Here is a 10,871-nt window from a genome sequence, read left to right as displayed (position 1 = left end):
ACCGGCGGAGGCGCACGCCGAGTGGCTGCGGACTACGCCCGGCGACCTCGTCAAGACGGTTCACCAGCGGTTCTTGTCCACCGACGACCGAGTCATCATGCTCTCTGAGATCTCATACCCCCGCGACCGCTACGAGGCGTTCGTATTCCGCATGGCCCTTAAGTAGAGGTATTACGAAGGGGGTGCCGAATTGGTCGGCACCCCCTTCGTTATGCAAGTCCTCAGATTCGGACCCAACCCTGAGCCACGTCCGCATCCGTCCACCACGATACGAAGTGTTGATCTACGGCGTCCAATTTCCAGCGGGCGGCCAGGGCGTCGAAGAAGGCATCGTTGCCCGTCTTTCCACCCTTCGACTCCCCGATGTAGACGAGTCGCTCACCCCCAGCGGCCTCGAACAACGCGAGCGCCTCAGAAGACATTGCGTCTCCCCAGCCCGGTGGCCAGCAGAGGAACAGCACGTAGTCCGCCGACTGGGAACGAGACGCGAACTCATTCAGGCTCCCGACAGGGTGCCAAACGTCTGCCTGGCCAGCCGCTCCGGGAAATGAGGCGTTACTAGCTTTGTCGGGTGGATCCGAGTCGTAAGCCCTAATATTCAGCCCCAATCGAGCCAGCTGGGATGCCCAGTATCCTCGCCCTGCTCCAAGTTCCACGACAGGTAGATCCCCACAGAAAGCCGCCATCCATTCGATGGTTTGCGGAGCAGGTATCGCATACGCATATGTTGCCTGCAAGAGCATCTGCGCAAAAGCTAGCCGTGCGCTTCCTTTTCCCCGGCCGCCATTCACGACTCGTCGGCCCTCATGTTCAGCCACGAGCGGTTCCACGATGTCCCAGTAAGGGTTTGAGCTAACGGCGGCACCGCTGGTCATGTAGTGCACGAACCGCAAGTCAAACTGGGCGTCCGCTTGATCGTCACCGGTTCCCGCCAGCTGCGCCGCCATGTTCAGGTACTCGGCCACCTTGGGGTACTCAGACTGAAGCTTCTGCTCATCCTCCAGCAGCGCGGTAAGTTCTTCCCATCGGCTTGAGGTCATGGTCAGCTTGGCCATGCTCCAAGCTTCTCGCACTGCACACGAGTGGTCTAGGTCTTGCCGCCGGTTGCCACCGCCAGGCATCTGTACCTGGCGGGGTGACCATAGCCGTCAGTTGGACTCGACAAGCCGCAGTTGGGAACGTTGTGGTCTAGCCGACCCTCCCTGCCCATGGACGGCGACGAGGGTCAGTCCGAAGGTGAACTCAGCTGTCATCGCAGCGGGGATGTCCAGGATCTCGGTGATCTGAGCTGATCCCACCCCCTTAGCGCGCAGTGCTCGGAAAACCTTCTCCCAGAGTTGAGAGGTCTCACGAACTGGCATTCCATCGGGCTCAGCCATCCGGTATCCCCGTTTGCCGAGTTCAATGCATGCCTGCCGATGGGCCCAATCGGAGAGTAGGTCCAGATCGTGGAGATGGTAGGCCAGTGCGAGTGCCGATACCTTCCAGATTCTCTTGCCCTGCAAAATTTGGTCAACGAAGGGATTGCTGGGCATGTGGGCAGCCACACTTTCGGGGGGCATCAGGAAATGCCGTGCGAAAGTATTGGCTTCGTCCTCCGCTTGCGGCCGGTCGACTGGCCGCTCGTCTGAGTGGAGGATCAGGTGCCCAAGCTCGTGCGCGGCGTCGAACCGGCTCCGCTCCGCGGTCTTGCCGGTGTTGAGGAAGACGAAGGGAACTGAGCTGCGATAGAAGGCGAAGGCGTCAACATCTTGGAACTCTGGGCTGAGCGAGAACACTCGTACACCACGGGATTCCAACAAATGGATCATGTTAGAGATAGGCGCCAAGCCGAGGCCCCATCTGGAGCGGACCATCCCCGCGGCGGTGGCTGGGTCGGGTTTACCCAACGTTGGGAGGTCAGGTGCGGGCAGGCGGAGCTTTGTTGCAACCCAGTCGTGGAACTCGACTGCCAGTTCGGCCCCAGAGAGGGCCATATTACGGTGTCGTGCACGCAACTTGGAGCGAGCACGGAACGAGACTGACTCTGCCGGGATCGGGTCGGTCTCGCCCCCGTAGAAGAAAGCGACGGGGAAGTCGAGAGCGTGCGCAAGACGCGTGACGACATCCTCCGAAGGCTCCTGTCGATTCTTTTCGTAGTTGGACAAGCTCTGCGCACTCACCCCGACCCTCTCAGAGAGTTCGACATGCGTGAGCCCCCGGCGCTTACGGGCCAGGACGATGCGTGATGGATTAACCATGATTCCCTCGTGGAGGTACGTGAGCAGGGGGGAATCGATCATGCTAGAGGTCTCCAACCTCAACATCGAACTCGTCGGGACCGTCGTCAGTGCCCTCGATGTGAGGGATGACCCCCTCGAAGTGCAGCGGGGCGAGGAAGATCCGAGGCTTCCACAGGTTGGCGCGTCCTTCTCCGTCGACGTCGATAGCGCAGGAAAGCTCTGTGCGCACAGTGACGGTGTCCTTGCGTGAAGTCCGACAAGTGAGCAGGAACCATGTCTGCAGGTGGGCCAGCTGCTCATCACTCAGCTTCGTTTCCGCTACCGGGGCCCCCGGCACTTCGAACAACGCCGTCTGAGGTTGCACCAGGTTCTGGGCTACCAGGAGTTGCTTGATCTCACCTACGGGCTTCCGGGTCTTCGGGTGCCGCTGGGGATTGCCCGTGGCCGAATCGCCTTGGACCACGCCGATGGCGCGAGTCTTGTCAGGGTTGATGACCAACGGCAGACCGTCGAGGTCGTAGCGACGCCACCCCAACTCCTTGCGGAGGACCTGACGGAGGGTGCGCATCCTCATGAAGTAGTCGCGGCTGCCCGGCGCGTTCTTGGGGTCGTCCTTGGTGCAGTTGCGCCGGTCACCCTCGCCGGCCTTGATGGCCTGGTGGAGGTGCTCCTCCTTCAGACCTGGGTCGATCAGCCGCCGCAGCAGCGACTCCGTTCCCTCACTGGGCAGTGGGTTGAGTGATTCGTCCACGCGCGTTCCCCCTCGGATCTTGCTCTTATAGAAATCCTCCCACACATGAGGGCTCATTTCTATAAGAGCAGGACGCGGCAAGAGGATCCGCAAGGTGGCGTCGAGCGTCCAGAGCGTCGACTTGCGGCGCTGCGCGCGGAGAGCCGCTGGCGAGCAAGCGGTTTGCCGTCGCCCGCTAGGAGCCTGCCGAGCGGCATGCCGACGATGGGAGCCAGTCCGGGAGCAGTCGTCCCCTCAGTCGCCAGCGAACGGCGCTGTGGACGCGTCCGGGCGCCTTCTGGCGTGGGGCCGGTCAAGGCCCCTCTACACGCCGTCTCAGTTTTCGTCTCGTTCGCTGGCGTTCAGAGCCATACGGCGAGGTACGCGGGGGCCCTCCGACCTGGCCCCCTGGACGGCACCGAATCAGGGCGAACGGGGCCCAGCCGACTTGGAAAGCGTGTTGGGTTCACGCCCTCACGAGTTCGAATCTCGTATCCTCCGCTCGCTTAGCGGCAGAACATGACGAAGGGCGGCACCTACAGGTGCCGCCCTTCGGTGCTTCTAGGCCGCAGTCGCCTCGCTACGGCCGAGGCTCCTCAGCCTCTTCGTCGGCCTGCCCGGCTTCGGCGGCCGCCTCCGCACGGGCTTCGCGCAACTCGTCCAGCGCGACCTCGGCCTCGATCCCGAAGTGGTGGCGGCAGGTCCAGGCCTCCAGCGGGAGACCGCCCAGCGATCGCTGCCGCCATCGGTAGGCGCGCCGGCCTCCGGGGGTGAGCATCAGTTCGGCGTCTCTGCGGTAGTCCTCGAAGTCGTCGAGGTCCGGATGGGCGGCGTGGTCGCACGCCGGGGCGTCGTCGCAGCGTCGCGCCGCCGCTTCGAGGGCGGTGATGATCTCGTCCAGGACCTCGACGGACTCGACCCGCTCGGAGACGGCGTAGGGAAGCAGCGCGCAGTTGGCGACCACCAGGCCAGGCAGTTCGGGCGTGTCCTCGCGCGCGGCCTCCAGCAGGGCGCGGGCCTCGTCGACGAGAGTCTCGTAGGGGTCGCCGTAGGGGTGGTCATAGATCACGTCGGAGAGGTACTCCAGCCCCCGCCCGACACTCGCGGGTGCCTGGACGGGGACGTCGTCGAATGCTCCGGGGAAGACGGCCTCGGCCGCAGCCCGCGCGAACCCGGCGACATTGCGCGGGCAGTTCCACCGGCCGGGGTCGTCCAGGGGCGGTCCGGCGCCCACCACCCGCAGCGCCGTCTCCTCCGGCCGGAACCTCCAGGTGAGATTCTCGGCGTCGAAGTCCGTCAGATACGGGTGGTCGGCGTGGTCGCAGGGCGCGCCGTCCAGCCGTTCGGCCGCCGTGGTCATGGCGGCCACGACCGGCGACGCATCGAGCAGAGCCATTCCATCCAGGCGGGCGGCCAGCGTGAGGACGCCCAGCGTCCACGCCAGGGTGTGCGGCCCCTGAGGGGCGGCACCCACATGAGCCGCCGCTCCTTGCATGAGGTCCGTGTACCGCCGCGTGCGGACGCCTGAGGTCTCGGCCCAGTCGGTGGCGAGGGCACGCCAGGCGTCGGGCGAATCCGGAACGGCCGACGGTTCGATTTCGGTCATGCCGGTTCGGACGAAAAGACGATCACGACGGTTCCGGGCCTTGCCCCCGGCGGGGCGGGGTCACTGGCCCATCGGGGAGATCGGGCGTTCGAAGAACGTCTCCAGGACGACCGTCGCCTTCGTCCCGCTGACGCCCTGGATGTCGTACAGCCGCCGCAGGACGTCCTGGAGCCGCGCGGTCGTCGACGTCCGCACCTTGACGAGCACGGACGCGCTGCCCGCGACGACGTGGGCCTCCTGCACCTCCGGGATGGCGGCGAACTCGGCGGCGCGGTCGCCCATCCAGACCGAGGAGTCGATCAGGGCGAAGGCCAGCACGCCCTGCCCGAGCGCGGCCGGCTCCACGTCCACGCTGGTCCGCCGGATGACGCCCCGCTCGCGCATCTTCCGGACCCGCTCGTGGACGGCCCCGGCCGACAGGCCGACCGCCGTGCCGAGCGCCGTGTAGGACCGGGTGGCGTCCTGCTGGAGGAGTTCCAGCAGCTGACGATCGATGTCATCCACGTTCCTCACAGGATGACTGTATCGCGTACGATCATCCCGAAGTTGCTCTGAACGATATTCAGTCAGAACACTATGAGGGGAAACCATGCCCAGGGAAGCGGCCGACGGGGTATATGAGATTCTGGACGAGCGCTTCCGCACCGGACGTTGCTGCCACGGCGACCAGCACCTCGAACGCCTGCACTCCGACGGCCGCTGGGCGGAGGGCCCCCTCTACCTGCCCGCGTGGCGGCAGCTCATCTGGAGCGACATCCCCAACGACCGCATGCTCCGCTGGGACGAGGCCACCGGCGCGGTCTCGACGTTCCGCGCGCCGGCCGGCCACAGCAACGGCAACACCCTCGACGGGCAGGGCCGGTTGATCACCTGCGAGCAGGGCGGGCGCAGGGTCACCAGGACCGAGCCGGACGGCGCCGTCACCGTCATCGCCGACCGCTACGAGGGCAGGCGCCTCAACAGCCCGAACGACGCGGTCGTGCGCTCCGACGGGTCGGTCTGGTTCTCCGACCCCGACTTCGGCATCGCCAGCGACTACGAGGGGCACCGCGCCGAGAGCGAGATCGGGGCCTGCAACGTCTACCGGGCCGATCCGGCGACCGGCGAGGTCCGCCTGGTCGCCGACGGCTTCGGCGGGCCGAACGGCCTTGTGTTCTCCCTGGACGAGCGCCGCCTTTTCGTGTCCGACACCCGGGCCGCGCACATCCGCGTCTTCGACGTCCGCGACGACGGCACGCTCTCGGATGGCGATGTCTTCGCCGAGGCCCGCGACGGCGCCGCCAGGTTCGACAACATCCGTTTCGACCGGGACGGGCGGCTGTGGGCGGCGGCCCTGGAGGACGGCGTGCACTGTTACGCACCGGACGCCACGCTCATCGGGCGCATCCGCGTCCCCGAGCCCGTCTCCAACATCACTTTCGGCGGCCCCAAGAACAACCGCCTGTTCATCACCGCGACGACCGGCCTGTACTCGGTGGTGACCTCGGTGACGGGCCTGCCGAGAACGCCCCAGGTGATCGAGAACTGATCCGCTCGGCCGCCGGCGTGCTACCGCCGGCGGCGGGGCGCCGCCGAACGGGGCGGCGCGGCGCGCATGTGGTCGCGCACCGGCGACAGCAGGTCGGCCAGAGCCTGGGCGTCCTCGCGCGACAGCGGCTGGAAGAGCTGCCGGCTCAGGACCTCGACGTGGCCGGGGAGCACCTTGGCGAGCAGCTCCCGCCCCGCGTCGGTGATCGTGACCGTGACGCCCCGGTCGTCGTCCGCGGAGCGCGTGCGCCTGACCAGCCCCGCCTTCTCGAGCAGGCCGGCCTGATAGGTCAGTCCGCTGCGGCTGTAGACGACGCCGTCGGCCAGGTCGGTCATGCGCTCACTGCCGCTCGGCGAGTCGAGCCCGAGGCGCGCCAGGAGCTGGAACTGCACGTAGCTGAGGTCGCCGGCCTCCCGCAGCTGCTGCTCGACCGCGTGCCGGAGCAGGCCCGCCACCTCCATGAGGGCGAAGTACGCACCCAGCTGGACGGCGTCCAGGGACGGCGGTGTCTCAGACATGCCGAAACCCTACCATCTGCTTCAATTTCAAAGCACTTGCTTCAGATTCGAAGCACTGCTACCGTGTGGGCAAGTGCTTCGGATTCGAAGCACTCTTGGCGGAAGTGAGGCACCACGATGAAGGCAGTGCGATTCCACGAGTACGGAGAGCCCGACGTCCTGCGCTACGAGGACGTCGACCAGCCGGTGCCGGGCGCCGGGCAGGTGCGGGTCCGCGTCGCCGCGACGACGTTCAACGGCGTCGACGGCAACATCCGCGCGGGGTTCATGCAGGGCCCGATGCCCCTGACCCTGCCGCACATCCCCGGGCTGGACGTCGCCGGAACGGTCGACGCGCTCGGTGAGGGCGTGAACGGCCTGGAGATCGGCGACCGGGTCGTCGGCTTCCTGCCGTTCGTCGACGACGGCGCCTCGGCGGAGTACGTCCTCGCGCCCGCCGAGGTCCTCGCGCCGGCTCCGGCGAGCATCCCGCTCGCCGACGCGGCCGCGCTGCCGCTGGTCGGTCTCACCGCGTGGCAGGCGCTCTTCGACCACGCCGGGCTGAAGGCCGGGCAGCGGATCCTGGTCAGCGGCGCCGGCGGAGCCGTGGGCGGCTACGCGGTGCAGCTGGCCAAGGCGGCCGGCGCCCACGTGATCGCCACCGCCAGCCCCCGCAGCGCCGAGCACGTCAGGGCGGCGGGCGCCGACGAGGTCGTCGACCACACCGCCACCCGGGTGAGCGCCGCGGTGACCGAGCCGGTCGACGTCCTGCTCAACCTCGCGCCGATCGACCCCGAGGAGTTCGCGGCGCTGGCCGGCCTGGTCCGCGACGGCGGCGTGGTGGTCGGCACCACCGTGTGGATGCCCGCCCCGGCCGACGAGCGGCGCGGCGTGCGGGCCGTCGACGTCTACGTCCGCAGCGACGCCGGGCAACTGGCGGAACTCGTGGCGCGGGTGGACCGCGGCGCGCTGACCGTCGACGTCGCCGAGCGCGTCCCGCTGGCGGACCTGGCGTCGGTCCACGCCCGGGCCGCCGCGGGGACCCTCCCCGGCAAGGTCGTCGTCGTGCCGGCCGGCGCCTGACCCGCCCGGAAGGCGGCCGCGCGTCCGGCTCGCGAAGATCGCGGTGAATAAACTGTGATCATGGACATCGGCATCACGGCGGCGACCGCGGACGACGTCGACTCGCCGGTACGGCTGTACGAACGCCTGGGCTTCGGCGGCTGGACCCGCGAACCGCTCGCCCGCGTGGACGACTGAGCGGCGCGCGGTACTCGAAGATCTCTGGACGCTGGGAGAAGGACATGACGGTCGACTACGAACTCGTCGAGGTGGCCGGGCGCGTTGCCGCCGACAACAGCAAGGGGGACGAGCACACGGTGGCGGCCGCCGCTCGCGCGGGGGACGGGCGGATCGTCACGGCGATGAACGTCCACCACTTCACGGGCGGGCCGTGCGCGGAGCTGGCCGTGATCGGTGCGGCCGCCGCCCAGGGCGCCCACCACCTGGACACGGTCGTCGCCGTGGGGAGCGGCGACCGCGGGGTGATGTCTCCCTGCGGGCGGTGCCGGCAGGTCCTTCTCGACTACTTCCCGTCCATCCGCGTCATCGTCGGCAGGGACGGCGATCTGCGCGCCGTTCCCGTGGCGGATCTGCTTCCCGGCGCCTACATCTGGTCGGAGCACCAGGCGTGATCGGCTCCGGCCCGCCCGCCCGGTGCTAAGTCACGGGCGGGCTGAGCTGGGCGGTAACTGGTTTACCGAATCTGGAAAGCGGAGTGACGCAAGTTGTTGCGCGCCTTCTCCGCGCACGGGCGAGCCCTTAGACTCGAAGGGTGATCTTCAAGGCGGTGGGTGAAGGAAGGCCCTATCCAGAGCACGGTCTCTCGTCCCGGGACTGGGCCAAGATCCCTCCTCGCCAGGTCCGCCTCGACCAGCTCGTCAGCACCAAGCGGGAGATGGATCTCCAGTCGCTGCTGTCGAAGGACTCCACCTTCTACGGCGACCTGTTCCCCCACGTGGTCCAGTGGCACGGCGAGCTCTACCTGGAGGACGGCCTGCACCGCGCGCTCCGGGCGGCGCTGCACCAGCGGCTCGTCCTGCACGCGCGCGTCCTCGACCTCGACGCCGTCGACATGTCCTGATCAGCGGCTGCGGGCGGGCTCCGGCGCCGGGAGGGCCTTCGGCTCGACCAGCGGCGCCGCCGGCCGTGCCGGGTGGACGAACCCGGGCCGCGCGGCCAGCAGACCCACCACGACCTCCGGGACCACCAGGACGAGCAGCAGGGCCACTGGCACGTTCCAGCCGCCCGTGGCGTCGTGCAGGACGCCGACCGCGAGCGGTCCGGCCGCGGCGAGCAGGTAGCCGCCCGTCTGCGCCATCCCCGACAGGCCCGCGGCGGTCGACGGGTTCGGCGAGCGGAGGCTGAGCAGCGTGAAGGCCAGCGGGAACGCGCTGCCGGTGCCGATGCCGAGGATCACGACCCACGTCCACCCGGCGGACGGGGCGAGCAGCAGCCCGACCAGGCCGACGACCATCGTGGCCGCGACGGCGACGACGAGGGGGCGCTGGTCGCGCAGGCGGGCGGCGAACACCGGCACCAGGAAGCCCAGCGGGATCCCGACGATCATCATGGTGGAGACCATCATCCCGGCGGTGGCGGCCGGGTGGCCGGCGTCGCGCATGATCTCCGGCAGCCACGACAGCAGCACGTAGAACATCAGCGACGCCAGGCCCATGAACGCGGCGACGGCCCAGGCGGTCGGGGAGCGCAGCAACGATCCTCCGGCGCGCGGGGCGGTGACCGGAGGCGTCGGGGCGCGGCGGCCGCGCAGGGCGAGCGGCCCCCACACGAGCGCGGCGACCAGCGACGGGACGGCCCAGACGGCGAGCGCGAGCCGCCAGCCGCCCGCCGCCTCCAGCGGCACCGCGAGACCGGCGGCGACCGCGCCGCTGGCCGCCATCAGCATCATCGCGAGGCCGGTCAGCGAGCCCAGGCGGGACGGGAACGCGCGCTTGATCACGGCTGGCATGAGGACGTTGCCCATCGCGATCCCCGCCCCGGCCAGGACCGTTCCAACGTAGAGCGAGACCGGGGACTGCACCACCCGCAGCACGATCCCCGCCGTGATCATGACGAGGGAGCCGGCGATCGCGGTCTCGGTGCCGAACCGGCGCGCGACGACCGGCGCGACGGCCGCGAACACGCCCAGGCACAGCACCGGCAGCGTGGTGAGGACGCCGGTCTCCGCGCCCGACAGCCCGAACGCGTCCCGGAGGTCGCCGAGCACCGGGGAGATCCCCGTGATCGCGGCGCGCAGGTTGATCGTCAGCAGGACCAGGCCGACGAGCGACCAGACGGCCGCGGCCCGGGAACCTGGAGTCGTGGAGCTGTTCATGTCACCTTCGTTGTTCGGTCGCTTCGATCGCAGGGTCTGCTGCGTCGAGCTCGGTTCTGCTGCGTTCCGGTGCCCGTGTCCTGCCACTTGCCGGGCACCACGACGGCCGCCCATGGGGAGCGGGTCTCGCTCCCGGTCATGGTGCGGGCCTGCGCTCCCGCGCTAGGTCTCCTGCGGAGCCGTCCCGGACGGCGGGACGGTCGAGGCGAGGATCTGGTCGAGACACGCGTGGGTCGCCCGAGTGGCGGCGTCGGCGTCTCCCGCCTCGATGGCGGCCGCGATGGGGCCGTGCGGGACGTCGGCGTGTTCGAGCAGGCTCCCGGCCGCGCCGATGCTGGCCCGGAGCGCCGCGCTGAAGTCGCGGTACAGGTCCGTCAGGACGCGGTTGTGGGTGGCCTCGACGACGGCGGTGTGGAATTCGAGGTCCGCCTCGACGAACGCCGAGTGCTCGCCCGCCGCCCAGGCCGCGTCCCGGCGCGCGAGCGCGACCGCGATGGCGGCGATGTCGGCGTCGGTGCGCCGGGTGGCGGCGAGCCTGGCCGCCTCCACCTCGAACCCCCGCCGGACCTCGAGGATCTCGACGAGTTCCGCGGTCTCCAGGCGCCGCCGGACGGCCCCGGACAGCTCGCTCGTGGCGCGCACGTACGTCCCGTCGCCCTGGCGGCTCTCCAGGAGCCCCGCGTGGGTCAGCGCCCGCACCGCCTCACGGACGGTGTTGCGCCCGACCCCGAGCGTCTCCGACAGCACCGGCTCCGGCGGGATCTTGGCGCCCACCGGCCAGCCGCCCTCGGTGATCTCGCCCCTGAGCTGGTCGATCACCTGGTCGACCAGCGAGGACCGCCGTGCCGTCCGCAGAGTCACCCGAACCTCCAGTCAACCAGTCATCCCATG

At 69.1% G+C, this 10,871-nt stretch carries 12 protein-coding genes; 4 read left to right on the top strand and 8 right to left on the bottom strand.

Features of this window, described 5'->3' with window-relative positions:
- Nucleotides 1-221: 221 nt before the first annotated feature.
- From ABWI04_RS31085 to ABWI04_RS31065, 5 genes are all read right to left on the bottom strand, one after another.
- Nucleotides 222-1,055 (bottom strand): hypothetical protein, encoded by an 834-nt coding sequence (locus ABWI04_RS31085; RefSeq protein WP_353834663.1) that lies wholly within the window; start codon nt 1,053-1,055, stop codon nt 222-224.
- A gap of 93 nt (nt 1,056-1,148) precedes the next feature.
- Nucleotides 1,149-2,282, bottom strand: coding sequence for a helix-turn-helix domain-containing protein (locus ABWI04_RS31080; RefSeq protein ID WP_353834662.1), 1,134 nt, complete (start codon nt 2,280-2,282; stop codon nt 1,149-1,151).
- Between the two features lies 1 nt (nt 2,283).
- Nucleotides 2,284-2,973: a hypothetical protein gene (locus tag ABWI04_RS31075; RefSeq protein ID WP_353834661.1), complete on the bottom strand. Its 690-nt coding sequence runs from the start codon at nt 2,971-2,973 to the stop codon at nt 2,284-2,286.
- Nucleotides 2,974-3,532: 559 nt separating this feature from the next.
- Nucleotides 3,533-4,558, bottom strand: coding sequence for a hypothetical protein (locus ABWI04_RS31070; RefSeq protein ID WP_353834660.1), 1,026 nt, complete (start codon nt 4,556-4,558; stop codon nt 3,533-3,535).
- Between the two features lie 60 nt (nt 4,559-4,618).
- Nucleotides 4,619-5,071: an Lrp/AsnC family transcriptional regulator gene (locus ABWI04_RS31065; protein WP_345178822.1), complete on the bottom strand. Its 453-nt coding sequence runs from the start codon at nt 5,069-5,071 to the stop codon at nt 4,619-4,621.
- A 76-nt stretch (nt 5,072-5,147) separates the two neighbouring features.
- On the opposite strand from ABWI04_RS31065, the gene ABWI04_RS31060 reads away from it, so the two are divergent.
- A complete protein-coding gene (locus ABWI04_RS31060) occupies nt 5,148-6,086 on the top strand; it encodes an SMP-30/gluconolactonase/LRE family protein (protein WP_353834659.1) in 939 nt (312 codons plus the stop codon).
- Nucleotides 6,087-6,106: 20 nt separating this feature from the next.
- Here the strand turns inward: ABWI04_RS31060 and ABWI04_RS31055 are convergent, their stop codons facing one another.
- Nucleotides 6,107-6,604: a MarR family winged helix-turn-helix transcriptional regulator gene (locus ABWI04_RS31055; protein ID WP_353834658.1), complete on the bottom strand. Its 498-nt coding sequence runs from the start codon at nt 6,602-6,604 to the stop codon at nt 6,107-6,109.
- A gap of 117 nt (nt 6,605-6,721) precedes the next feature.
- Here ABWI04_RS31055 and ABWI04_RS31050 point away from each other — a divergent pair, with 117 nt between their 5' ends.
- From ABWI04_RS31050 to ABWI04_RS31040, 3 genes are all read left to right on the top strand, one after another.
- Complete coding sequence (locus ABWI04_RS31050; RefSeq protein WP_353834657.1) at nt 6,722-7,666, top strand: NADP-dependent oxidoreductase; 945 nt, start codon at nt 6,722-6,724, stop codon at nt 7,664-7,666.
- A 221-nt stretch (nt 7,667-7,887) separates the two neighbouring features.
- Complete coding sequence (locus ABWI04_RS31045) at nt 7,888-8,277, top strand: cytidine/deoxycytidylate deaminase family protein (RefSeq protein WP_345178814.1); 390 nt, start codon at nt 7,888-7,890, stop codon at nt 8,275-8,277.
- Between the two features lie 140 nt (nt 8,278-8,417).
- On the top strand, nt 8,418-8,726 hold the full coding sequence (locus tag ABWI04_RS31040) for a type II toxin-antitoxin system VapB family antitoxin (protein WP_345178813.1): 309 nt from the start codon (nt 8,418-8,420) through the stop codon (nt 8,724-8,726).
- Here the strand turns inward: ABWI04_RS31040 and ABWI04_RS31035 are convergent, their stop codons facing one another.
- Nucleotides 8,727-9,980: a CynX/NimT family MFS transporter gene (locus tag ABWI04_RS31035; RefSeq protein ID WP_353834656.1), complete on the bottom strand. Its 1,254-nt coding sequence runs from the start codon at nt 9,978-9,980 to the stop codon at nt 8,727-8,729.
- 162 nt (nt 9,981-10,142) lie between these two features.
- Nucleotides 10,143-10,841: a FadR/GntR family transcriptional regulator gene (locus ABWI04_RS31030; protein ID WP_353834655.1), complete on the bottom strand. Its 699-nt coding sequence runs from the start codon at nt 10,839-10,841 to the stop codon at nt 10,143-10,145.
- Between the last annotated feature and the right edge of the window lie 30 nt (nt 10,842-10,871).

The organism is Actinomadura sp. NPDC000929, from assembly GCF_040492065.1.
Classification (GTDB): Bacteria; Actinomycetota; Actinomycetes; order Streptosporangiales; family Streptosporangiaceae; genus Spirillospora; species Spirillospora verrucosospora.
The sequence above is the reverse complement of the archived record's forward strand: the minus strand, read 5'-3'. Positions and strand labels throughout refer to the sequence as shown.